The 24,668-nt window shown below is 52.0% G+C and carries 24 protein-coding genes; 13 read left to right on the top strand and 11 right to left on the bottom strand.

All coding sequences use genetic code 11. The annotated features are described in order from the left end of the window. The first annotated feature begins 74 nt into the window (after positions 1–74). Complete coding sequence (locus tag MKX98_RS07600) at positions 75–467, top strand: hypothetical protein (protein ID WP_071223510.1); 393 nt, start codon at positions 75–77, stop codon at positions 465–467. A 241-nt stretch (positions 468–708) separates the two neighbouring features. Then, a complete protein-coding gene (locus MKX98_RS07595; RefSeq protein WP_220686209.1) occupies positions 709–1,431 on the top strand; it encodes a peptidylprolyl isomerase in 723 nt (240 codons plus the stop codon). A 160-nt stretch (positions 1,432–1,591) separates the two neighbouring features. Here MKX98_RS07595 and MKX98_RS07590 read toward each other — a convergent pair whose 3' ends face one another. After that, entirely contained in the window at positions 1,592–3,724 is a 2,133-nt protein-coding gene (locus MKX98_RS07590) for a class I SAM-dependent methyltransferase (protein ID WP_339222415.1), read from the bottom strand. Positions 3,725–3,886: 162 nt separating this feature from the next. Here MKX98_RS07590 and MKX98_RS07585 point away from each other — a divergent pair, with 162 nt between their 5' ends. The 3 genes from MKX98_RS07585 to MKX98_RS07575 all read left to right on the top strand — a co-directional run bounded on the left by MKX98_RS07585 (position 3,887) and on the right by MKX98_RS07575 (position 6,992). After that, positions 3,887–4,606 carry a 3-ketoacyl-ACP reductase gene (locus MKX98_RS07585; RefSeq protein ID WP_220686211.1) on the top strand — a complete coding sequence of 240 codons (720 nt, stop codon included), beginning with the start codon at positions 3,887–3,889 and terminating at the stop codon, positions 4,604–4,606. Between the two features lie 247 nt (positions 4,607–4,853). Beyond that, the gene (locus tag MKX98_RS07580) at positions 4,854–5,777 is read left to right on the top strand and encodes an AEC family transporter (protein WP_194541393.1); all 924 of its coding nucleotides are present in this window, start codon (positions 4,854–4,856) and stop codon (positions 5,775–5,777) included. Between the two features lie 33 nt (positions 5,778–5,810). After that, complete coding sequence (locus tag MKX98_RS07575) at positions 5,811–6,992, top strand: PatB family C-S lyase (protein WP_216534760.1); 1,182 nt, start codon at positions 5,811–5,813, stop codon at positions 6,990–6,992. Between the two features lie 200 nt (positions 6,993–7,192). Here MKX98_RS07575 and MKX98_RS07570 read toward each other — a convergent pair whose 3' ends face one another. Next, positions 7,193–7,720: a hypothetical protein gene (locus tag MKX98_RS07570; protein ID WP_194541391.1), complete on the bottom strand. Its 528-nt coding sequence runs from the start codon at positions 7,718–7,720 to the stop codon at positions 7,193–7,195. Between the two features lie 173 nt (positions 7,721–7,893). On the opposite strand from MKX98_RS07570, the gene MKX98_RS07565 reads away from it, so the two are divergent. The 4 genes from MKX98_RS07565 to MKX98_RS07550 all read left to right on the top strand — a co-directional run bounded on the left by MKX98_RS07565 (position 7,894) and on the right by MKX98_RS07550 (position 10,686). After that, positions 7,894–8,487 (top strand): M15 family metallopeptidase, encoded by a 594-nt coding sequence (locus tag MKX98_RS07565; protein ID WP_339222411.1) that lies wholly within the window; start codon positions 7,894–7,896, stop codon positions 8,485–8,487. Positions 8,488–8,709: 222 nt separating this feature from the next. Beyond that, positions 8,710–9,096, top strand: coding sequence for a GntR family transcriptional regulator (locus MKX98_RS07560; protein ID WP_071223518.1), 387 nt, complete (start codon positions 8,710–8,712; stop codon positions 9,094–9,096). Continuing rightward, positions 9,086–9,964, top strand: coding sequence for an ABC transporter ATP-binding protein (locus MKX98_RS07555; protein WP_339222408.1), 879 nt, complete (start codon positions 9,086–9,088; stop codon positions 9,962–9,964). Before MKX98_RS07560 ends, MKX98_RS07555 begins: the two co-directional genes overlap by 11 nt. Then, positions 9,961–10,686, top strand: a complete 726-nt coding sequence (locus MKX98_RS07550) for a Tat pathway signal protein (protein ID WP_339222406.1) — start codon at positions 9,961–9,963, stop codon at positions 10,684–10,686. The genes MKX98_RS07555 and MKX98_RS07550 overlap by 4 nt, the downstream gene beginning before the upstream one ends. Before the next feature lie 83 nt (positions 10,687–10,769). Here the strand turns inward: MKX98_RS07550 and mmsB are convergent, their stop codons facing one another. The 7 genes from mmsB to MKX98_RS07515 form a co-directional block, all read right to left on the bottom strand. Next, positions 10,770–11,936 carry a multiple monosaccharide ABC transporter permease gene (gene mmsB / locus MKX98_RS07545; protein ID WP_194541387.1) on the bottom strand — a complete coding sequence of 389 codons (1,167 nt, stop codon included), beginning with the start codon at positions 11,934–11,936 and terminating at the stop codon, positions 10,770–10,772. Position 11,937: 1 nt separating this feature from the next. Further along, complete coding sequence (gene mmsA / locus MKX98_RS07540; RefSeq protein ID WP_339222404.1) at positions 11,938–13,470, bottom strand: multiple monosaccharide ABC transporter ATP-binding protein; 1,533 nt, start codon at positions 13,468–13,470, stop codon at positions 11,938–11,940. Positions 13,471–13,512: 42 nt separating this feature from the next. After that, positions 13,513–14,598, bottom strand: a complete 1,086-nt coding sequence (gene chvE / locus MKX98_RS07535) for a multiple monosaccharide ABC transporter substrate-binding protein (protein ID WP_194541385.1) — start codon at positions 14,596–14,598, stop codon at positions 13,513–13,515. Between the two features lie 292 nt (positions 14,599–14,890). Continuing rightward, positions 14,891–16,108, bottom strand: coding sequence for a response regulator (locus MKX98_RS07530; RefSeq protein ID WP_339222401.1), 1,218 nt, complete (start codon positions 16,106–16,108; stop codon positions 14,891–14,893). Next, positions 16,105–18,039: a sensor histidine kinase gene (locus MKX98_RS07525; RefSeq protein ID WP_339222399.1), complete on the bottom strand. Its 1,935-nt coding sequence runs from the start codon at positions 18,037–18,039 to the stop codon at positions 16,105–16,107. Before MKX98_RS07525 ends, MKX98_RS07530 begins: the two co-directional genes overlap by 4 nt. Beyond that, positions 18,029–19,036: a substrate-binding domain-containing protein gene (locus tag MKX98_RS07520; RefSeq protein WP_194541382.1), complete on the bottom strand. Its 1,008-nt coding sequence runs from the start codon at positions 19,034–19,036 to the stop codon at positions 18,029–18,031. Before MKX98_RS07520 ends, MKX98_RS07525 begins: the two co-directional genes overlap by 11 nt. A 225-nt stretch (positions 19,037–19,261) precedes the next feature. Further along, positions 19,262–19,861, bottom strand: coding sequence for a TetR/AcrR family transcriptional regulator (locus MKX98_RS07515; protein WP_194541381.1), 600 nt, complete (start codon positions 19,859–19,861; stop codon positions 19,262–19,264). 187 nt (positions 19,862–20,048) lie between these two features. On the opposite strand from MKX98_RS07515, the gene MKX98_RS07510 reads away from it, so the two are divergent. Then, positions 20,049–20,759, top strand: coding sequence for a futalosine hydrolase (locus tag MKX98_RS07510; RefSeq protein ID WP_194541380.1), 711 nt, complete (start codon positions 20,049–20,051; stop codon positions 20,757–20,759). After that, the gene (locus MKX98_RS07505) at positions 20,756–21,610 is read left to right on the top strand and encodes a 1,4-dihydroxy-6-naphthoate synthase (protein ID WP_071223528.1); all 855 of its coding nucleotides are present in this window, start codon (positions 20,756–20,758) and stop codon (positions 21,608–21,610) included. Before MKX98_RS07510 ends, MKX98_RS07505 begins: the two co-directional genes overlap by 4 nt. 141 nt (positions 21,611–21,751) lie before the next feature. Here the strand turns inward: MKX98_RS07505 and MKX98_RS07500 are convergent, their stop codons facing one another. Further along, the gene (locus MKX98_RS07500) at positions 21,752–22,267 is read right to left on the bottom strand and encodes a mismatch-specific DNA-glycosylase (protein ID WP_339222394.1); all 516 of its coding nucleotides are present in this window, start codon (positions 22,265–22,267) and stop codon (positions 21,752–21,754) included. A 43-nt stretch (positions 22,268–22,310) separates the two neighbouring features. Further along, entirely contained in the window at positions 22,311–22,814 is a 504-nt protein-coding gene (locus MKX98_RS07495; protein ID WP_339222392.1) for a hypothetical protein, read from the bottom strand. A gap of 154 nt (positions 22,815–22,968) precedes the next feature. On the opposite strand from MKX98_RS07495, the gene MKX98_RS07490 reads away from it, so the two are divergent. Further along, positions 22,969–23,487: a sigma-70 family RNA polymerase sigma factor gene (locus MKX98_RS07490; RefSeq protein WP_339224353.1), complete on the top strand. Its 519-nt coding sequence runs from the start codon at positions 22,969–22,971 to the stop codon at positions 23,485–23,487. After that, positions 23,484–24,464 (top strand): DUF4871 domain-containing protein, encoded by a 981-nt coding sequence (locus MKX98_RS07485; RefSeq protein WP_339222390.1) that lies wholly within the window; start codon positions 23,484–23,486, stop codon positions 24,462–24,464. The genes MKX98_RS07490 and MKX98_RS07485 overlap by 4 nt, the downstream gene beginning before the upstream one ends. Positions 24,465–24,668 lie beyond the last annotated feature (204 nt).

Below are 24,668 nucleotides of genomic sequence, written 5' to 3'. Positions count from 1 at the left end.
TAACCTCTACGTTCACCCAAGTCATACCTTCCAACATACACTACACCATACGACCCTGGAAGGATGATGCTGATATGAAAGGATTGCCGATCCATCCCTGCGGACATAAAATCACGCTGCAGCAGCGGCTGGCCTCTTTAACCGGTCATCTGGTAGAAGTCAACGCACCGAACACCGGTTTAGAACCCGGACGTTTGCAGCGGGTATTCCCGAAAAATTTCATCAAGGTACAGGGCGAGCTCTTTGTGCCGTCCAGTCTCAACTCGGTTCGGGTATTTGATGTCAAGCCGCCGGGCAAAACGGTGCTGGTAGGCGTGCGGACCACCTTCTCTACCCGTGGTGCCTTTAACCGGATCCGTCTGGTCAGAATCGGAGCCGATTTTATTGAATTGCTCGCCAAGGATAAGAACCGTTCCCGGATTCTGCTCCCATTAAACAAAGTGGAGGGCATATTCCCGGTGAAGTAGAGACAGTTAAACGTTTTCCTTTTCCTCAAGCTTCCAGACTTGCGACAAGTCCGGAGGCTTATTTTTTGATTATGGATACTCAGGCAGGACCGACTGGCTTCTGTGACATTACGTCGATAACGTTTTCCTATAGATTATGTATACTCACCTTTTTCGATTTTCAGTACTTGTCCAACCTGTGCTAAAATATGATACAGATTAAATACTTAAGGCTTGATAAGGAATACAGGAGGAATCAATGATGTTGAAACGCAGAACACGCTGGATGCCCGCCCTATTCGTCATCCTGGCGCTGCTGCTCGTGATGACGGCATGCGGTCAGAATGACAAGGGAGCCGAAAGCGGCGCAGGCGGCGGAAAGGGCTCGACGACCGGGGCAACAGCACCCGAAGCGGAACCGCCGAAGGAAACCGAGGTTAAGCAGAACGTGCCGGACCCGAACGCCAGCCACCCTATCGTTACCATTGAGATGGAGAACGGCAAAACGATAAAGCTTGAGCTTTATCCGGAGGTGGCGCCGAACACGGTGAACAATTTCATCTCCCTGGTGGAGCAAGGATTCTACGATGGGACAGGCTTTCACCGCGTCATCCCCGGCTTCATGATTCAGGGAGGCGACCCTGACGGTAACGGAACGGGGGGACCCGGCTACGCTATTCCCGGCGAATTTACGTCCAACGGCTTTCAGAATGACCTGAAGCATACGACAGGCGTATTATCGATGGCCCGGGCGCAGGATCCAAACTCCGCCGGATCGCAATTCTTCATTATGGTTGCGGATGCACCTTCGCTGGATGCTCAGTACGCATCCTTCGGAAAGGTGATCGAAGGAATGGAAACCGCAGAGGAGATCGTGGGCTTGGAGCGGGATCAGATGGACAAACCGCTTGAGGTTCCCGTCATGAAGAAAGTGACGGTTGATACGCTCGGCAAGGATTACCCGGATCCCAAGAAGCAGGAATAGCATCTTTTCGGACTAGCATTACCTCGCAAGTTCATGGCATTGGCACACATCCCGGATCACTTGTGAATACAGGCATACCGGCAGGTTTAACGATACAATCAAAATAAGACCCGTACGCTGAATTGAGCGTGCGGGTCTTTTTCTAAGTTACAGCCTGTTTCTAGGAATGGGCCGGCTTCTCGATGACGTACAAGCAAGTGCTGTCAGGCAGCTTCACCGGCTTTCCATCTTCATCCATGAATTCGATTCGATCAGCCAATGCCTCGGCATATCCTTCCTGCAGATAATGCTGCTGCACGCGGATGATCGCCTCAGGACCTAGCGTCCTGCGTATACACTCCGCATACTGCGTAGGCGTAAAGTAGCCAAACTGCTCTTGCACTTCATGAACGTAAGCTTCAGCGCCCCAAGTATAGGTGTACAGGAACTCCATTGCATCGTTCACGGGCATGCGCACTTCCGCCTCGGCCAGCTGCTCGTATGATATGACCCGCCCTTTGAAATCCGAGGCATATCGGATCAGCCATTCCATACCGTCGGCCTCAAGAAAGCGGATCCTTCTCCAGGCATCCTCGGGCTCGGTCATAATCCCGTCACGGATGATGATGCGCCCCCCTGGAGCAAGCACATCATAGGCACTGAGCAAGGCTGCCTCCACGGTCGCCGTATTGAAGCGTGAACCGTCCGTCTCAATGTACGAATACAACTCATGCAAAATCGAGGAGAAGATAACCGTATCCACACTCCCCGGCTCCACGTAATCCCTGAGGTTCAGCGCGTCCCCCTTCATCACTTCCCATGCTTTGTGCTCCAAGCGTTTACGTTTCTCCAGCGCTTCAATCACGTTCGAGGAGATGTCGATCCCGACTGGGCGCGCTTGCGGCAGCCGTTCCTCGATCAGATCAAGCAGCACGCCGCCTCCGGGCCCGATATCCAGCACCGCCGTTCCCGTTATATAATCCAGAATCACTTTTTTATAATCTCCCGTGCTGTTCATATCGCTCAAATAACTCTCTTCGTTATGAAATCTGTCGTAGGCGTCGCGGCGCAGGCCGAATAGGTCGAACAGGAGCAGGACCGCTTTCTCATAGAGCGGCGATTTCTCCGCTTCGATGCAAAATTCAATTAGTTTCTCCGCTGCTTGCGAGAATTCGAAGGTAAAAAATATCGTATCCGGCAGCTCCGGCTTCCGTTCAATCCGGTGGCTCAGATGCGGGTTGGCCATCACCGACCCATGAAGGCAAGACGTCCAATCCGTTTGGCGCAAATATTGCTCAATCATTCTCTTCTTATATACGTTCAGCTTCTTGACGCCTTTGTAATCGTAATACATATCGTTCATCAGCGGCTCAAAGCTTAAGTGGTTCGCCGAATCCGGTAGCAGCCGATCCCCCTGCCCCTCCGCAAGCGGCTGATCCATGTTTCGCTTCTCCGAATGGAGAGCAAGCAGGAGAACCTTCACGAATTCTTCCAACGAGAAATCCTGCAAGGCGGCTTCCACGTACCAGAGCGTCATATCCTGAAATCCATGCAGAACTGCTGGCAGATCACACTGCTCACGAATCCCATGAAGCTGCTTATCGAAGTCTTCTCCGCGGGCAATCGAAACGGATCGAAGACGGCGCAGCCGTTCCTCGTAAGTCCACCGATCCGGTACGTCCCCTTCGGCAAGATTCCGAATAAGCTGAGTTATTTCTTCCTGAACGGAATGCCAGAGCTCCTCCGATACGCCGCCGATGATGCAGTGATTCAAGGGGATTAGCAGCCGGATCAACTCCTCCGCGGTCAGCCGTCCTTCCTCCGTAAGCTTATGCAGCGGCAGATTCTCCTCAAAAGCGACTTCCCCGCGAATGTGTTGACCGAGCAGTCCATGGGTAAGTATGAGTGTATGGACCATCTCCTCATGCGGAGACATGGTTCCGTTGCAATCCCGGATATGTCTCTCATATAACTGGGCAGACCCGATATTATGAAGGAACAAGTTCATACCCGACTGCTGCCAGCGAAGGCGATCCCGCATCGTTCCGCCCTTGGCCGTTTCCGCCCACACCAGTACTTCTTCCAGCAGTTCTTTGATCCAATAGGAAACAGGCAGCGAATCCAGTATCTTCAATGTACGTTCTACATAATCGAGCACGGGGTTGGCATGTGCCAATTGGCCAATGGACGTAATCCGTTCCAGATTCACGATTCGTTCTTCGGCTGATACCAGTTTCATTAACCATGGATACCTCTTGGCAGCCGCTTCATCCCCCTGCCGAAAAGCGGTTATGATATCCAGCGCGTGCAGCATAGATTGTTCCTCCACTTCCTGAAATAATAATGAACACGTTACGTTTTTTCGCTGCTACGATTATAACAAATTCCTGTCGATGGCATTTGGTAGTAGCCGATGCTACAGGGTATACTGGTCAACGAAACCATATTTTTTATTGATGTGAAGGAGTGAGTGTACATGAGCCTGAAAAATAAAACAGCCCTCATCACGGGTGCAGGTAAAGGGATTGGACGCGCTCTGGCGATTGCTCTTGCCAAGGAAGGCGTGCACGTTGGGCTTGTCGCCCGTACGGCAGCTGATCTGGAGCCGCTGAGCGCCCTGGTTGCTGAACAATATGGTGTCAGAGCCGTGGCTGCAGTTGCCGACGTTTCCGTGCAGAGCGAGGCAGAGGCTGCGTTTGCAGCGGTAAACATGGAGCTCGGATCGGTAGACATTCTGATTAACAATGCGGGCATTGCCCAGTTCGGCAATCTGCTGGAAATGGAACCTGAAGCCTGGAAACGTATCGTTGACGTAAATCTGATGGGGACTTACTACATGACGCGCGCAGCGCTGCCCGGCATGATTGAGCATAACATGGGCGATATCATCAACATCTCTTCTACGGCCGGAGAGCGCGGATTCGCCACAGGCTCTGCCTATAACGCTTCTAAATTTGCCGTTATGGGACTGACCGAAGCCGTGCTCCAGGAGGTCCGCAAACACAACATTCGGGTGACCGCACTGACCCCAAGCACCGTGAACACGGATCTTGCCGTCAATGCCGGCCTGAAGATCGGGGACGAGGACCGGATGATGCAGCCGGAAGACGTAGCTGAGCTTGTGCTCGCTGCACTGAAGCTGCCGCAGCGGGTATTTGTCAAATCCGCCGGGATTTGGACAACCAACCCGCAATAATGGCGCGTCGACAGACGCACCTATTGCTACAGCCATTCAAGGGTGTTCCCTGGTCATCGGCCAAGGGAGCACCCTTTTTGCGTACAGCCTGGATATAAAGCGACCGTAACGCGGACAGCAACAATTGTTCTTTTTTCCATACGGAATCAAGTGTCAACAATCCGTTGTCATGATATAATGACATGGCGTCATACGACAGCCAGATAGTTACCTTAAGCTACACTCATGGAAAGAAGATGACAACAGCATGATCGCTGACATTTTACTAGAAGTGGTACTTCCCATCTTTGTCCTGATAGGTTTTGGCATCATTATGCAATATGCCTTCAAACTCGATTTGTACACACTCGCCAAAATCAACTTTTACTACATTACGCCTGCAGCGGTATTTATGAGTATGTACGAATCCAAAATGTCACCGCAGCTCCTGGGCATGGTGGCCTTATTCTATGCGCTCTATATCGGCGTGCTCTACGTGATCAGCATGCTGGTTGCCAAGCAGCGCAAATTCAATCGGGGGATGAGAGCTGCTTTTACCAACAGCCTTCTGCTCGATAATTCGGGAAACTACGGCCTTCCGATCAATGATCTGGCCTTCAAGGGAGACCCGATGGCCGGCTCGGTACAAGCGCTCATCATGTCTTTTCAGAGCCTCCTTACGTTCACGTACGGAGTTATTTCCATTCAGGGAGCCAAGACGGAAGGATTATACAAACAGGCCATCATCGGATTTCTAAAAATGCCCGTTCCTTATGCCCTCGTCATCGGCATTGTGCTGCATGCCCTGGCGTTGCCGCTCCCGGTCTTTATCTCACAGCCGCTGATGTATGCGGACCAATCCATGGTCGCGATCGCCCTGCTGACGCTTGGCGCACAGATCATTAAATATCCGCTCCGCCTGCGCCGGCTCGATGTTTACCTCAGCGTTCTGCTGCGTCTGCTGGTCGCGCCAGCCATCGGCATTCTGATCGTGCTGCTGCTCGGGCTAAAAGGCGTTCCGGCTCAAGCGCTGATCATTGCTTCAGGCATGCCGGTTGGCGTAAATTCATCCATTTTGGCGGAAGAATATCAGAATGAGCCTGATTTTGCTGCACAAACTGTCCTTATATCGACCATACTAAACGTAATTACAATTACCGGCTTAATTACATTAGCCAAATTTGTAGCTTAACGCTAACTCATCTCTGCTAGGAGGAATTTACATATGAATTTTGATCTTGCAATAGACCGAACCTGTACCGACTGTCAGAAGTGGGACAATGTTCCCACCATCTTCGGCGTGCCGGATGCGCTTCCGATGTGGGTGGCTGACATGGACTTTGCCGCTCCTCCCGCCGTTGTAAAGGCGCTCCATCAACGGGTGGAGCATGGTGTATTTGGATATACGTTCCCTTCCGACTCTTACCGTGAAGCGATATGCGACTGGATGGAGAAACGCCACAGCTGGAGTATTCAGCAGGAGTGGATTCAATTCTGTCCGGGTGTCGTTCCGGCACTCAGCCTGATCGTGGATGCGTTCACCGAGCCGGGCGATCAAGTCGTCATCCAGACGCCGGTCTATCCGCCGTTCTATAGCGTCGTTCAAGACCATGGCCGTGAGCTGGTGCATAATCCGCTGCTTCGAAGTGAGGACGGCGATTACTCGATGGATTTCGAAGACTTGGAGAAGAGCTTTTCTACAGGCAAAATCAAAATGCTCATTCTGTGCAGTCCGCACAACCCGGTGGGCCGGGTGTGGAGCAGAACAGAATTAGAGCGACTGGCTTCTCTCTGCCAGCAATACGATGTGCTTGTCGTATCCGATGAAATCCATGCGGATCTGGTGTTTGAATCCGGGGCGCATACGCCATTCGCTGCTCTGTCCGAGGATGCCGCCGAACGTTCCATCATCTGCACCGCGCCAAGCAAGACATTTAATATCGCCGGTCTGAACACGGCAAACATTATCATTTCGAATGCGCAGCTGCGCAGCAAATTCCGCAAAATACTGAACCGTTACGCCATTGGCTCCATTACACCGATGGGCGCCGCCGCCACCGAGGCCGCTTACCGTGAGGGCGAACCATGGCTGGATGAACTCCTGGTTTATATCCGCGGGAACATGGAGCTGGTTGCGAATTACGCACAGGAGCATCTGCCCGAGCTGAAGGTGGTTATACCGGAGGCTACTTACCTGCTGTGGATTGATTTCCGTGGAATGGGCATGTCCCACGAGGACTTAAATCGCTTCCTGGTTCAAGAGGCGAAGCTTGGATTAAACAGCGGGGCGGCCTTCGGGAAGGAAGGCGAAGGTTTCATGCGCATGAACCTGGCTTGCACGCGCGCCACCGTCCATGAGGCGTTGTCTCGTCTGCATAAAGCTGTCGAGGAATGGCGGAAAGCCTAAGGACATAAACTCAATCACAAAAGGAGCCGCGCTATACGCGCAGCTCCTTTTTATTGCTTGCAAACTACTCGGCTGATATATTTTGCCATCCGCATCAAATGTCTTATCGGGATACCACTTCCAGTCGTTCACCGCGGGCCGCCTCTAAAGTCACGTCCATCCGGCGATACATCCTGTTCCGTCCCTCCGATCGAGCAGTCTCACATCAAACTTCCGTTGTCGTCGGTACCGGAAGTCAGCCCCTCAATCGTTACGGCTCCATTCAGACTGTCGCCGGCCACCTGTCCCCGCTCCATCTGATAACCTGCGTCCAGCATCGAGCCGTCCAGCTGATGAAGCTGCTGGCTGACTTGGTCCATCTGCTGGAACAGCTGACGATGTCGATAAGCTTCGGCGTACCCGCTCTGCTGCGCAGTCTCGTCCATTTGCTCGAATGCCGTTTTGTTCTCGCCCAGCACCTGACGGTACTGCTCCGCTATAGATGTTCGGATATCCTGCACTGCGTTCATCATCCCATGCAAGACCATTCGGCAATTCACCAGCTCCTGCCGGACGGCAGAAGAAGTTTCAGGCGTAACCCCTGCCTGGGCGCTTTGAAGCTCGGCTTGGATATGGCTTAGCTCACTTACGATCATCCCGACTTCGCTCATTCCCCCGTTTTGCGCTGCAGCGGTCAATTGGCCCGATAGCTGGTTGAGTCTCATCGACATATTTTGTATGTTGCTCATTGCAATTCCCCCTTTTCCGGATAGCGTACATGTTTATGAATAGGATGCGATAAACCATGGATTGCTATTCATGTCGATATCTGGTCAGGGGTCCCGTCTGTTGGAATACGGGACGGGATGCCGATATAATAGAGTAAGCCATCATATGAAAGTAGGTAGATTATAGAGTCCTCATGATCAAACGCAAAAAAACGACACTGTTCCTGATTGCTGCCTTATTACTCGCCATATTTTATATGCAGCTGCAAACCTCCATACCGGGATTCATCAACGATCTCGATTTTGATTTTAACAGTAAAGAAACACCTGAAGTCACCCAGCTCCACCCCTATGTATTACAGCAAAAGAATGAGCTTGTCCGCCTCACCAAGAAAAAAGGAATCATGATCATCATAACGGACGGTTACCGCAGCCATGAAGAGCAGACCCGCATCTACAATCAGGGGCGCAGCACCGAGGGCGACATCGTGACGAATGCCAAAGCCGGAGAATCCCTCCACAACTATGGACTTGCGATTGATTTTGCGCTAAGGCTAAAGGATGGAAGCGTCATCTGGGATATGGAATATGACGGGAACGGAAACGGCAAGGCTGACTGGATGGAAGTTGTGGAAATTGCCAAAGATTTAGGCTTCCAGTGGGGCGGCGATTGGGCCAACTTCCCGGATTATCCGCATCTGCAGATCGATTTTGGACTGACGATCCGTGATTTAAAACGGGGAAAGCTCCCTCCCATGGACGCTTCCGAGACTTTGGAGGCAAAGTGAACGGCTAAGCAGCGCATGTCCCTCAAACCTTACGCATCACCTTTTAGATTAATGCCGACCAGATCGTTCTGGTCGGCATTTTTGACGTTGTTCTCTACCAAAACTTTTGATGATTCGTGATATCCAACCAAATGCTTGACATTCGATTCACCTTTTGGTTATATAGTCATATATATGAGTATATAACCTTAACAGGACATGAAGGCAAGGCGGTGATTCTTATTGAGCGGTACCGTACACCCAGATAATAAGCCCCTGTTCATCCAGATCAAGGAGAAGATCGAGGACCAGATCGTGAATGATCTACTGCTTGAAGGTGAACAGGTTCCTTCCACGACGCAGCTCTCCCAATTTTACAAAATCAATCACATCACGGTATTAAAGGGCATCAACCTGCTGGTTGATTCCGGACTCATCTATAAAAAGCGAGGTGTCGGCATGTTTGTTGCAGAGGGGGCCAAGGAAATGCTGCTCCAGACCCGAAAGAGTGCATTTGCGGAACATTATGTGGTGCCTATGGTACAGGAAGCAGACAAACTCGGCTTATCCACGGATGAGCTTTTTCAAATCATAACCCAGTTAAAAGGAAGTGACGTCCATGAATCTTGATATTCAGTTTGATCGCCTATCGGTGGTATATGGTGACCTCGAAGCCGTCCGCAATGTTTCGTTTCATCTCCCGGCCGGCAAAATTTATGGTCTCTTGGGGCGGAACGGAGCAGGCAAAACCTCGCTTCTGTCTGTTCTTGCTTCATTTCGTGAACCCTCATCGGGATCGGTTACGGTCGGCGGTGAGCAGCCGTTTGAAAATGCAAAAATCATGAAGGAGGTCTCCTTCATCTACGATATCGACTATAAAGACGAGACCGACAAAGTCAAGGCAGCGATTGAATCGGCAGCCAGACACCGGCCCCATTTCGATACCGGATATGCCCTTGAGCTTGCACGCAAATTCAATTTGCCCTTGGATAAACAGCTGAAGGAGCTTTCCAAAGGGATGCAATCCGCTTTTAACGTATGCATCGGCCTTGCCAGCCGCTCGCCGGTGACCATATTGGATGAGGTTTATCTCGGCATGGATGCGCCGTCACGCGAAATTTTTTACCGGGAGCTGCTGGAAGACCAGGAGCGCCATCCCCGTACATTCATTCTCTCCACCCACCTGGTTTCGGAGATGGATTATCTGTTCGAAGAAGTCATTATCATTCACAAAGGCCAGTTCGTGCTGCAAGACGATTATGAAAGCCTCACATCCCGAGGCGTTTCCATTACGGGCCCGGCGGCAAAGGTGGATGAATACATCCAGGGTATGAAGGTGCTGAACGTGCAGCAGCTCGGTTCTACCAAAGCCGTCATGGTCTATGGAGAATTAAGCGAGGAAGCCCAGCTGGCCGCACATCGGGCGGGGCTTGAGATCGGGCCGATCTCACTCCAGGACTTGTTTATCCATCTGACGGGGGAGGAATATTCCGCATGAAAAAAACGTCATCTGCCGTAACCAGAGTTTCGACGGACATGTTTATTCAGCAAGGCAGTTGGTCCATGGGTTTTCTATTTGTTGTGCTGCTGATCTATATTGGAGTCGGCATCGGTACCAGCATGGGTGTCAATGTTCGCGAAGGAATCGCAGAGGAGGACTTCTTCTCTATCACTTACCGTTCAACCAAAGGATTTATGCTCGTCATCGGCATCATTTCTGCTTACGGCTTTCTGAGCTATTATGTAAGAAACGGGATTACGCGCAGGGATTTCTTTAAAGGAGCCGCATTGGCGGCCGTCTATCTATCATTGGCCTTTCCAGTCGTGGTGGGTCTGGTCAATTGGATCATCGGGATGGTTACCTCCCATGATGCCAGCAGCACCTTGCTGCAGATGCTCGATAACAACTGGCTGCTGATACTTGTCTCCTACGGCGTCCAAATTTTTATCTACTATCTGATGGGATGGATGATTGGATCCGGATTTTACCGGTTTGGCTGGATTCGCGGCTTGGGGTGGATCGCCTTAGCCCTCGTGTTGATCGCCTTCATGGATGCATTATGGCAATTCGAGCTGGCTTCCATATGGGAACAGTGGCTGCCGGTCACGACTGACTTTTCCGTTACGCTGCCGGTCTCTCTTGCAGGCTCCCTGATCGTCATCCTGATTGCACTTATTCTGATTCGGCTGATCACGCGAAGAGTTACGATCAAAATGTAACATGTACGCCAAAATGGCTGATTCACGGGTAGCAGCATATCTACTCCGGAGTCAGCCATTTATCATTCTTTACATTGCTTGAATTAAGCAGCGCTGCTCTTCTTTTTATTATAAATATCGAAGGCTACCGCCGCGAGAAGAACCAGACCCTTGATGCCTTGCTGCCAGTCGATGCCAAGACCCACCAGCGACATCCCGTTATTAAGCACGCCCATGACAAGACCGCCGATGATGGCGCCAAAGACCGTACCGATCCCGCCGGTGGCCGATGCGCCGCCGATGAAACTCGCCGCGATGGCATCCAGTTCAAAGTTCGTGCCGGCTCTTGGCGTCGCCGCGTTCAAGCGGGCGGCAAAGATCAACCCGGAGATCGCTGCCATTACGCCCATATTAACGAATACCCAGAACGTGACCTTCTTGGTTTTCACGCCGGACAGCCCCGCCGCCTTCTCGTTGCCGCCGAGCGCATAAATATGACGGCCCATCACGGTTTTGTTCATCACGAAGGAATAGATGATGATCAGCACCAACAGCAGAATCAGAATGTTCGGGAGGCCGGCATAACTGGCCAGCATGAACGTAAAGGCATTGATCACCGCTGCAATTAGGATAAGCTTCAAGAGGAACAAGCCGTTTGGCAGAACTTCGAAGTTGTATTTTTTATGCGATTTTCGCTCGCGAAGCTCATTGATCAGGAAAATAACCGTAAAGACGATGCCCGCCAGAATGGCGATCAGATTGGTGCCGGTATTGCCGAAGTCCGGGATAAAGCCGGAGCTCAGCTTCTGGAAGCCTCCCGGAAACGGCGCAATGGATTGGCCCTCCAGCACGATCATGGTTAGACCGCGGAACAAGAGCATGCCCGCCAGAGTTACGATAAAGGCCGGTATTTTCACATAAGCTACCCAGAATCCCTGCCAAGCTCCGATCAGACCGCCGACGATCAAGGATACGATGACGGCAATGACGGGATGCAGCTGCATATCGACCATCATGATCGCTGCAACCGCACCGACGAACGCGGCTACCGAACCGACCGACAAATCGATATGACCCGTAATAATGACAAGCACCATGCCGATGGCTAATACGAGGATGTAGCTGTTCTGGAGAATCAGGTTCGTGATGTTGATCGGCTCCAGCAGAAGTCCGCCCGTAATGATCTGGAAAAATATCATAATGACAACAAGGGCGATAATCATCCCGTATTGGCGGATGTTGTTTTTGAACATTTTTTTGAGTGTCTCCATCTTAAGCCCCTCCATTCTTGGTCATGTATCTCATCAAGGTTTCCTGCGAAGCCTGCTCTCTGCTAACTTCTCCGGTCAGCCGTCCCGCGCTCATGACATAAATCCGGTCGCAGATCCCTATAATCTCCGGCAGCTCCGAGGAAATGACAAGCACGCCCTTGCCCTCATCCGCCAGCTGGTTAATGATCGCGTAAATCTCGTATTTGGCCCCAACGTCAATCCCCCGCGTCGGCTCATCCAGGATCAGAATGTCCGGCTCGGCATATATCCATTTACTCAAGACAACCTTCTGCTGGTTCCCCCCGCTGAGGTTTCCCGTCTTCTGGAGAATGTTCGGCGTTTTGATTTTCAGCTTCTTCCGCATATCCTCCGCCACGAGGATTTCTTCCCGTTCATTAATGACCATGTTCTTTGCCAGCTTGGACAGTCCGGTCAGCGAGATGTTACGTTTGATATCGTCCATGAGGATCAGCCCGTATTCCTTGCGGTCCTCGGTCACGTAAGCAAAGCCGTTTTCAATCGCCTCGGTAATAGATTGATTCCGGATTTCCTTCCCGTCTTTGCGCAATGTTCCTGTAATATTCCTGCCGTATGCCTTACCGAAAACACTCATCGCAAGCTCGGTCCGGCCGGAACCCATCAGCCCGGCAATGCCCACGATTTCCCCCCGGCGGATATTCATATTAACTTTATCAATTACTTTGCGGCTTGCTTGCTGCTCGTGATACACCGTCCAATCCTTAATCTCCAGAATGACTTCCCCGATTTTTGGTGTCCGCTCCGGATAGCGGTTCGTCAAATCCCGGCCGACCATGCCGCGGATGATCCGGTCCTCGTTCACCTCGCCGCCTCTCATATCGAGCGTTTCGATGGTCTGACCATCGCGCAGAATCGTAATGGAATCCGATACCTTTGACACCTCGTTCAATTTATGGGAGATCAGGATGCAGGAGATTCCCTGCTTCTTGAATTCCAGCATCAGCTCAAGCAGGTTCTCGCTGTCGTCCTCGTTGAGCGCTGCCGTCGGTTCGTCCAGAATAAGCAGCTTCACCTTCTTCGATAAGGCCTTCGCGATTTCGACCAGCTGCTGCTTGCCGACGCCAATGCTGCCGACCTGCGTGTTCGGGTTTTCGCTGAGTCCCACCTTATCCAGCAGCTCTTTAGCTCCGATCATCGTCTCGTTCCAGTTCATAATGCCCTTCTCTGCGCGCTCGTTCCCCAAGTAAATGTTCTCGGCAATCGACAGATACGGGATCAACGCAAGCTCCTGATGGATGATGACGATGCCCAGGTCTTCACTCTGCTTAATATTTTTAAATTGGCAGACGCTGCCTTTGAACAAAATATCTCCCTCATACGAGCCGTGTGGATACACGCCGCTCAGCACTTTCATCAGCGTGGATTTGCCCGCTCCGTTCTCCCCGCACAGGGAGTGGATTTCGCCTTCGCGAACTTTCAGATTCACGTTATCCAGCGCCTTCACCCCGGGAAACGCTTTCGTAATATTCCGCATTTCAAGAATGTACTCTGACATCTGGCTTCACCTTCCTATCGTTTCGTGTTCGCTGCCTAAAGGCTATTTCAATCCGATTTCTTCCTTGGAATAATAGCCCGTCTCCACAACCTCTTTCTCCACGTTGGAAGCATCAACGGATACGGGAGGGAGCAGATAGGCTGGCACGACCTTGATGCCGTTATCGTACGATTCCGTATCGTTGACCTCGGCCTCTTCTCCCTTCAGCACGCTCTCCGCCATCTTGACCGCTTGTTCGGCGAGCTGGCGCGTGTCCTTGAACACCGTCTGCGTTTGCTCTCCGGCCACGATCGATTTAATGGAAGCTAGCTCCGCATCCTGACCCGTGATGATCGGCAGCGGCTTGGCCGCTGTCCCGTAGCCTACGCCCTTGAGCGAAGAGATAATGCCGATGCTGATCCCGTCGTAGGGCGACAGCACCGCATCCAAGTTTTCGCTCGAATAGTTGGCACTGATCAGGTTATCCATCCGCGACTGGGCCAAAGCCCCATCCCAGCGCAGGGTCGCAATCTGGGCCATCGTAGTCTGCTTGCTCCGAACCACAAGCTTGCCTGAATCCATGTAAGGCTTCAGCACGGACATCGCGCCGTCATAGAAGAAGTAAGCATTGTTATCGTCCGGCGATCCGCCGAACAGCTCGATATTGAACGGCCCCTTCCCTTCCTTCAGGCCAAGCTTCTCTTCAATATAAGATGCTTGCTGAACACCGACCTGGAAATTGTCGAAGGTGGCATAATAACTTAAATGCTCGGTATTTCGAATTAACCGGTCATAAGCGATAACCTTAATTCCCTGATCATGAGCCTTCTTGATCACGTCTGTCAGCGTATTGCCGTCAATGGAAGCAATGACGATGACGTCGACCCCTTTCGTAATCATGTTCTCGATTTGGGAAATCTGGTTTTCAATCACGTCCTCGGCGAATTGAAGATCGGTTTTATATCCCTTTTCCTGAAACAGCCGCTCCATGTTCTTTCCGTCAGCCACCCAGCGTTCGGATGATTTCGTTGGCATCGCAAGGCCGACGTATCCCTTCTCAGCATCACCGGTTTGGCTTTCGGCGAGGTTGCAGGCCGTCAGGGCCAAGAGCAGCACCGCGATCAGCAATCCTGGCAATCCTCTCTTCATCGGTAGTTCCCCTTTCCGAAAAATGGAATCGAGAGCGCTTACAACCGAAGGTTCGAAAAGCCTCTCTGTACTACAAAGGATACCTCCCAACGGGTGGAGGGGTCTTTCCACGAAAACAACCTTTTTTATAATTTTCATACTTTTGTTGTTTGGAATTCGCGCGAGTGTGTACATGGCTGCTTAACGTCCCGGCTCCGTACACAGCATGTCTCAAGCGGTTGCCTGCATAAAAAAAGCCTCTGTTAAGTTGGTTATCCCAACAAAACAGAGGCTATCGCCTTCACTCAACCGCTTATTCTTCCTGAACCGTCGCCCCTTTGCGGTACCGGTTCGGCGATACCCCCATCACCTTCTTAAAAGCCGTGCTGAAATAATGCTGGCTGTCATACCCGACCCGCTCCGCGATGTCCAGGATGCTAAGCTCGGTGGAGTTGAGCAGCTGGATTGCTTTCTGAATCCTCGTCTGGGTCATGAGCGTGATAAAAGACGTGCCCAGTTCTTTCTTTAGCGTCCGGCTCAGATAGACGGGCGAAACCTGCAAGGCATGGGCAAAGGATTCCAGCGTCAGCTCCCGAACGGCATACTGCTCCTGGATGAGCTGGCGAGCCCGCCGTACCAGCGGAGAGAGCTGCGCCTCCTTGAACACCCCTTCCCGGCAAGCCTCATAGGCGGCTGCAACCGCTCCGTCCGCTTCTTCCGAAACAGGCTCCAGATGTACATTCACAGCCAGCTTTAAGTACTTCTGGATCAGTTGCTCGGCATCGGCCGCAATGTTCGAATCCGCTACTCCCCAGCAGCAGATGCCGATCCATCCGGTGTGATCCCGGAACAAAACGCAGGGCGCGGGATGAAACAGCTCGGCGATTATATTTTCCATCGCGAACAGATACAGCTGCCGGTCGCTTTCCTTCATCAAAGGCTGCGGAGCCGTCATCTCCGTCCATCTGGCGATGCCGATCCGGGATGGACGGCAAGGCGGCAGTCCCAGGAATTCCAGCTGCTCGAGCGCCTCCTCCTCATCCAGCAGGCCATGTATCCATTCGAGGCAGAACCGTTCCCGCAGCAGCGGAATGTTCTTCTCGATTTGCTCGGACGCCTTCTTAAGATAGTTCTCCTGGATTTGATGGTCGTTCAGCTCATCCCGAACGCTGCCCAGCACCTGGATCAGGTGATCCGCATTCACCGGCTTCAATATATAATCCTTAACCCCGAGCCGGATCGCTTCCTGCGCATAAGCAAATTCGTCATGGCCGGTAATAATGACGAACCGGCATTCGGGACGTTCTTCCTTCATCCGCTTCATAAGCCCGATGCCGTCCAGGAACGGCATATTCATATCGACCAGCATAATGTCAATTGGTTGGCTGAGCGCAAGCTCCAGCGCCTCTTCGCCATCCTCCGCTTCGGCAGCCACCTCCATGCCGAGTCCCTCCCAGTCGACCGCATCCCGAATGCCTTCGCGGATAATCGGCTCATCGTCGGCAATCAAGACTTGATACGCTTTCTTCATAACCTGTCTCTCCCATCATGATCGGAGGACGAAGGAACGGCATGCACCAGCGGGTGCGTAATCACTACCGTGGTTCCCTCGTTCTCTGTACTGTCAATCGTGATTCCGTACTCATCGCCGAACGTTAGCTTGATACGTGCCTGCACATTCAGCATGCCGTAGCTTCGGCTTCCGCCCAGCCCTTCTCCCGGCGTCGCCTCCATGGCCGTTACCGGGTCGGCAAGCTGTTTGCGAAGCGCCTCCAGCCGATCAGAAGACATGCCGGCCCCATTATCCTGGACGCTAAGGAGTAGAACGTCTCCGTTCACCTCGGCTTTGATGACAATTCGCCCAGGCCCTCTACGGGCCTTAATGCCGTGGTATATCGCGTTTTCCACGATCGGCTGCAGTAAGAGCTTCAGCACGTACAATTTCTCAGCCTCTGGCGAAAGCTCCATCTCAACCTGCAGCCTGTCGCGGTAACGCGTTTTCTGTATTTGCAGGTAACTGCTGATATGCGTCCATTCGTCGGACATGGGAATGATATCATCCCCTTTGCTGAGCCCGATCCGAAACAGCCGCGACAAGGATTCCACCAGATTCGATACATCGTCCGCCCCTTTCTTGCGGGCCATCCAATGAATCGTATCCAGCGTGTTGTACAGAAAATGCGGCTTAATGTGAGCCTGCAGGCTGCGCAGCTCCGCTTCGCGCTTCTGCTTTTCCCGCAGCTCGCTCAGCTTCATCAGCTTTCGAATCTGCAGAAGCATGCGGTTAAAGCTGCGGCCGAGCATACCCACCTCATCCTGCCGGTTTCCCCAGTAACGGGTCGTCAAATCCCCGGATTCGGCTTTTTGCATGAAGGACATGAGCTGCCAGATCGGTCTGGATATCGACTGTGAAAGCGTATAGGATGCCGCAACCCCAAACAAGCACACCACAAACAAGAAACAAATCATATAAAAACGAATCTCCCGGACCTCATACACCGATTCGCTGGTTGGAAATACGCCGATCGTCCGCCAGCCGGTAAATGAGGAGGTGCCGTATATCAATTGCAGACGCTCCCCGTTCACCTCGCGGATCAAGGCGCCGCTGTCCTCTTCCGGAAACCACGAGGGGGGAATGGACGGAATGATGGAATCCTCCGGAGCATAGATGCTGGAGCCGCCGGCCTCTGCCACCATCAAATATCCGCTTTTTCCAAGCGTGACATCCCGGACCGCTCTCGCGACTGCCCGCAGCTTCAAATCGATCAATACCGCACCGGTTACTTCCCTCGTATCCGGATCCACAATCGAGCGAACGACCGATACCAGCTCCTCGTTGCCGTAATGAACATGGGTGGTGACATTACGCTCTGCCGGATGGCCAAGCACGGTGAAAATCCCTTCATTTAAAACAGCCTCGCGGTACCATTCTTCCTCCGTCAAACTTGCCGGACTGCGTACGTACATTTCGTTACTGATATACTCTCCCTCGCGATTGACCAGAAGAATAGAGGCGATTTCCGGGTACAGCGTCGTGAAGCCTTGAAGGTACCGCTTAATCTCATAATTCTCCGCATTGTCCTGCTTGACCGAGGCGGTTCGCGGGCCGGAATCACCCGTATCTTCGGTTCCAACGGCTGGCTTGTCCCCTTGAATTTCCCCATTCAGAAATCGTTCCGTGCGCGGGTCAAATCCGATCAAATACGTAATGTTCTGGAGATTCTCCATATCATTGTCCAAGGTCTGATTGACCTTTCCGATCAATTGAATGGTGTTCGAGGTTACCTGCTGATCCACAATGCGGTTAACCGTCCAATTGACGAGGACACTCAGCGCGATTGAGGGCAGGATGCCAACCATGAGGAACAAAATGACGAGCTTGTATCTCAGCGGCAAATCCCCGAACCGCAGCCACCGCGACATGCCTTCGCGCCAGGATTCCGCTCTGTTTCTATTTTGCATAATAATCATTCACATTCTCTCGGGTCACAATGGAAATCCCGGTGTCCACCCTTGTCGGAAGCGGAGATACGTCATTGCCGAGCGTCGGGGCCGGTACGGTAAGACCATGATGCAGATGAAACAAATACTGCAAGGACCAATAGCCCATATTCCACGTCCCCTGGGCGATCGTTGCCGCGATGGTTCCATCGGAAATCCGGTCCAGCGTTCCTTTATTCGTATCGAATCCGATGATGGTAATCCGGTTTGCTTTATCCGCGCCGATCACGGCATCCGCCACGCCCATTCCGCCGCTGGCCTCCGTTACGAAGATCCCTTTGAGATCCGGGTGCTTGTCCAGCATGTCGGCAGCAGCCTCTTTGGCAACGAGGGTATCCCCTTTGCCTTCCCTGATCTCCACCACGGACATGCCGGGATATCGCTGCTCTAAAGTGTCCCTGAAGCCTTCGGAACGGTCATCATGATTCTGCTGCCCGGGCTGGGTAACAATCCCGATCTCCCCTTCCCGGCCGAGAAGCTGCGCCATTTTGTCCGCGGCCGCAACGCCAGCGTTGTAATTGTTGGTTGCCAGGAACGAATAGGCCTTACTGTCAGGCGCATCCGCATCAAACAGCACGACGGGGATCCCGGCATCCACGGCTTTATTAATTGTCGACGTCAGCGCTTTGGAATCGATGGCCGACAGGGCGATACCAGCAGGCTTTTTGGCAATCACTTGTTCCAGAACAGTGATCTGTTCCTCCACGTCGTATTGTGTAGAGCCGCGATAATCGACAGTTACGCCTAGCGCATCCCCTCCATCCTCGAAGCCCTTCAGAATATTTTTCCAGTATTCCATACCGGATTGAAAAGTCACCATAACATAATTCTCACCCATGCTGCCGTGCAGGCCGCCCTCCTCCCAAGCGGAAGAACGCTTGTCCTCCAGCCTGTACATGAAGACATAGGTGAAAAAAGCCAATAGAAGCGCACCGTACACCAGCATCATCTTCTTCATGAATAAGTCCCCCGATCCTTGATCCTTCGTTCGCCATCTTCAGTTGCAATCGGTTACATAACGTATAATGAATATACTGCAATTCTTTGAAAAAGATCAAACCCTTGCTAAAATTTGGCTATGGCCGGCAGCAAAAAACAGACCGTCCACAGTTAAACCTAACCATGTTGCAGCCTGTTTCTGATATGTTAATTATCTTATTTTTGTACATTGAATTTCATTGCCTTATGTAGCCCGCTTAGCTGGATAAATGCTGATACCGTGCATAAATAAACTCACCACGTGACGCGCAAGATCCTCAGGAGTCCGCTTGCCTGTCAGAAGCTGCTGCGAGGTCAGTCTTTCAATGACACCGACCAAGCACTCCGCAACGATATGCATATCGGATTCACCGTCAAAATACCCGTCCCGCTGCTCAGCTTTCAGATTTTGCTCAATCATGGCTGCCATTTCCGACTTTACGATCACCGCGTCATCCCCAATAAAAAAACCGATTTGCGTCAGATCCGGGTCTTTGCCAAGAAACGCGAACAACCCTGTCAGTACGCTCTGCAAACGGCCGGTCACATGATTCTCATCGATTCCGCTTTCCAATCTGCTGCCCTCGAGCAGGATCTTGAGCTCAGCTCGAAATTTCTCCACCAGCTCCTTGAACACGGCTTCTTTGCTCTCAAAATACAAATAGAATGACGGCTGCGTCAATCCAGCCCGAGAAACGATGGTGCTGATCTTGGTCTGATGGTATCCTGACTTTGCAAATTCATTAGCAGCGACAATCAGTAGTCTAGCCCGGCTTTCTTGTCCGTTCGCACCCTTCTTACGCAAAGCTATCCAACCTCCGAATCTACTCATGATGTATGTAAGTTACCGTCCATTATACTCTATATCGGAAAGTTGCTGCTACAGATAAAGTCCAGTCTTAACATGCACGAGACTTTACATCGCCACAAGAACGTTATAACGTAAAAGGATAACGATGTTTATCGTTACAGCCAAGAAGGAGATAAATAACATGCAGAAACATACCCCATCCAACTCGGTGGATATAACCGAGTCACATAACTCGCAAGACCCGTCATCCACACGCGTACTTATTGTCACGGCGGTCGATGCTGAAAAAGAAGCCGTGCAGCGCGGGCTTAACCATGCTCACGGATTTGATGTCATCGCGGGTGGAGTCGGCCCAGCGGCAACCGCTGCTGCGACTGCCCGCAAGTTGGTTCAAGGCACCTATGATTGGGTTATCAGCGCAGGTATCGCTGGAGGATTTGCCGGTCAGGCTGAGGTTAGTTCCATCGTTATTGCGGACACCATCATTGCCGCTGATCTCGGTTCCGAAACTGAAGACGGCTTCAGCAGCGTCCAGGAGCTCGGCTTCGGAACGGATCGGGTGCAGGCACATCCGGATTCCGCCCGCAAACTCGCGGAGGCCTTACAACATGCTGGCGTTCCCGTAACCCTCGGGCCCGTTCTGACGGTCTCCACTACGACGGGAACAGCCGCAACGGCCGCACGTCTCCTCCACCGGGTACCGGACGCCGCAGCCGAGGCGATGGAGGGCTTCGGCGTGGCCACCGCTGCCGCTGCAGTCGGTGTGCCCGTGCTCGAAATCCGGTCCATTTCCAATCAGGTCGGTCCGCGGGACCGCAGTGCATGGAAGATCAAGGAGGCGCTGCAGGCGCTTGAGACCGCAAGTTCATTACTACCGGAGGTGTTACGATGAAAATCGCTTTTTCCCCTTGCCCCAACGACACATTTGTATTTCATGCCTGGGTTCACGGACGGATTCCAGGCGCCCCCAAGCTGGATGTATCCTATGCGGATATCGATATCACCAATCACTGGGCAGCCGAAGATCGAGAACATGATATCTTAAAAATATCCTATGCCGCGCTCCCCTGGGTGCTGGATGAATATGCCCTTCTGCCCTGCGGAGGAGCACTTGGCCGCGGATGCGGGCCGCTCGTTCTGACAGCGGACAAGCTGACGGATGGTAAAACTCCTGACAGCCCTGCGGATTTGTCCGGCCGGCGGGTAGCCGTTCCAAGCGAGCGCTCCACGGCTTATCTGTTGTTCCGTCTGTGGGCCGCACAGAACGTACCCGGAGGGCTTGGCGAAATCGTGGTGATGCCGTTCGATCAGATTATGCCGGCTGTCCGGGATGGAGCGATTGATGCCGGGCTGGTCATTCACGAAGCACGGTTCACCTATTCGTCTTATGGATTGAAGATGATGACGGATCTGGGCAGCTGGTGGGAGTCCGATACCAATCTGCCTATCCCTCTGGGAGCGATTGTGGCCCGCAGGTCGCTGGATCTGGCAAGCATCTCGAACTGGATCCGCTCCTCTGTCGAATACGCCTGGCAACATCCCGAGGACTCTCGGGCCTATGTCCTCCATCACGCTCAGGAAATGGACCCGGATGTCGCCGATGCTCACATCGACCTGTACGTCAATCCATTTACCGCGGAGCTGGGCGAGGATGGCTATGCCGCGATTTCAGCCCTGCTGAACCGCGCAGCCGATGAAGGGCTTGTGCCGAGGATCGATCCTGCGCTGCTGAAGCGTCCGTAATATGGCAGCCTAAACGGCTTCACTGAAAGCTTATATTTTCTATATTTATAAGAGGAGCACCAAGAACCCGACAACCGGGTCTCCTGGACGTTCCTCTTTTTCATTGTCTACTCATGAATGGTTCTTGTCGTACACTCCTGTTCAGTACTCATTCCTCGATATAAAATCATGCAATCGCCGATAAATTCCGATAATCTCATCCATGGGCATTCTCACCAGTCCGCTGGAAGAAGGAACTACAAACTCACGCACGCCGTCAATGACGGAATCCGGCTGAATTCCCCAATCCGCCTTGGCTTTGCCGCTGAATTCGGTATACACGCCCTTGCCGACAAAGCAGGCAACCTCCGGTCTGTACTTGGCCAGCTTCTCGCGCAGTGTCTCTCTACCGAGTCTGTACTCTTCGCGGGTTATGTCTTCGGCCCCCCTTGTGGGCCTGGCTACAATATTGGTAAATCCGTACCCTAGCTTAAGCAATTCCCCATCCTCAGCGGCTTCATATAAGCGCGGGGTCAAACCGGATTTATGCAGAATCCTCCAAAAATTGTTGCGAGGGTTCGCATAATGATGACCGACCTCCCCGGATCGCAAACTCGGATTAAAACCGATAAATACAAGAGTCAATCCATAATCCAGATGATCGCTGACTTCATCCACTCTGCTTCCTCCTCTCATCATCTAAATCTGGGTCCCCTTGAGCTTAATGAGAGCTCGATGCGGCAGCGCTGTTGTTGCGTTTGCGTATCTGGTGAATGCCCATCACGACGGCAACAAGCTCCCAGTCACCAAGAACGTCGCTCTCATTCTGAAGCTGATAGGCTCCGGCTTGAAGCCAGCCGCTAATGCGGGAAAAAGAGGCGATGACCCCTCCGGCATCATCCGTTATTTCATACTCATTGGAAAAAGCAGGCGAAGTGATCTCGTATACGCCCCGCGATCCCGCATCGTATTCGAATTTTTTCGTAAAAAAGCTCATCCGCATGCGCAGCAGGCCCAGTTCTTCCCCATTGCCGCCAGTAATATTCCATTTGTTCGAGAAGAATCGAAACGACCCGCTGCATACCGGATCTCCAGAAGCGTTATATACGTCCAGCGAGGAGCCAAAAGCGCTCTTCAAATCCAGACGTCCTATGACACTGCCTTCCCTATCCATAATATCTGTTATACCCGAGCTAAAAAAGTTATCCTTAAAATATAAATGCATAGGACTTCTCCCCTTCCTCGATTCCTGCATACCTGTTATTCATACAACGATTTGCAGATTAAATTGTTTCAATTTTTTTGCGGGAAGTTCGGGAACCGATCCGTTATTTAATTGTCTAATATTCGAGGTGATGTTATTGGAGTACCTTAAATCGATGGTGGCCGTGAATGATGCGAGCACCGTGCTGAGCGATTGGATGGAGTCCTTCGGCCAGGACGTATGGAACTATGCATTCTTCCTAACGAAACGCAAAGATGCGGCTGACGATATCAGTCAGGACGTGTTTTTGAGAGCATTTAAGCACTGGAATGATTTTCAGGGCCGAAGCTCTGTCAAAACATGGCTGTTAACCATCACCCGCAATCTTTCCCTGAACTATCTCAAGTCTTCCTATATGACAAGGGTATCATTAACCGGCTGGATCACTTCCACGCAGACCAAACCTTCCGCTGAAAAAGAGTTTATGGATGCTGCTGCCGTCTCGCAGATTTGGAAGTATGTGTTGGAGCTGCCGCCCAAATACCGGGAGGTGTTGATCCTTGAATCCCATTACCAGCTGCCGCGAAAAGAAATAGCGGAACTGCTCGGCATATCCGAAGGAACAATCAAATCCAGACTGCACCGGGCTCGAGCCCGAATGGAAACGATGCTGAAAGGAGAGGATGTCCAGTGAAGACCGAACAAGAGCTGCGGCCCGATTGGATTCAGGAACTCGCTTCTTCTCCATTTAACGAGCCGATGTTCACCGAAGAGATGAAATCCAGCGTATTAAACAACGCTGCTAATGGCTCTGTAAGAATGGGCAGAAAAAAACGGAGGTCTCCAACACGTCTGCGTATTACGACCGCAAGTGTGTTCATGCTTCTTCTAATCATGGCGGCATGGGGATGGCGTGAATCACCCGTGATTCAACAGCTGATCCCGATCAAGGGTTGGGGAAATGCTGCCAATTGGGCTCCCCGCAGCGTGTACTCGGAGGATGGCATAGTTAAACTTCAGGCATTTCCGGGCGGTGATTATGCAGCGGGCTCTCCAGCCGGTGCCTGGTGGAATCTTCTGACCCCCATTCAAGATCTTGAAGGGAAAAACATTCGCATATCCGCCGTACACCGGGATACGGGAATTACCCTAGAAGAGCTTGCTGAGACGAAGATTTCCTCCGATATGGCATACAATGACTTTACGCGAGTATCTTCCCGCTTTGCCCTGCCGCTCTCCGGTTTATGGCGTTTCGACGTGATGGTGGATCAGGAGAAGTACGGCGATATCGTGGTCGATGTGCCGGACAGCAGCTGGGAGCCGAGCCCGAGCTTTAGATCAGGTAATTATGCCATGACCGGTGTAGAAGGTCGCTTGGGTTTTATACATCCGGGTTGGTTTAATGCAAATCAGCCTAATAAATACATGTGGCATTTCTGGGGGCGAGACGAGGAATTAACGGGTGACTTGCACATTACGGCTGTAAAAAGAAACACGTCCGAGATCATCGATGTCTTTAAAGTTGCCGGTTTACGGCCCTTTCCGTTAAACGGCGCCGATGCAGCAATACCTACCTCCATGTCGCTGCCTTCGCCAGGACTATGGCGCATTATGGTCTCCATTAACGGTCAGCTGTTCGACAGCGTCATTGTGGAGGTCGATAAACCATAAATAGCGATGTCCCAAAATATATGAGCTACTGATCATGAATTCAAACACGACTCATGCCACTCCTCGTTCTCTATTTGAGGCAAACGCTGCCTTGACCAAACCCTTGAAATGAGACCTTTGGATAAAAACAAAGCTGCCCCGGTCTGTAGTCATCTACAGAATCGGGGCAGCCTTACTCATGAGGAATATCGTCATTTCATATTC

The organism is Paenibacillus sp. FSL W7-1332 (assembly GCF_037969785.1).
Taxonomy (GTDB): Bacteria; Bacillota; Bacilli; order Paenibacillales; family Paenibacillaceae; genus Paenibacillus_AQ.
This window is presented reverse-complemented; position numbering and strand designations above follow the sequence as displayed.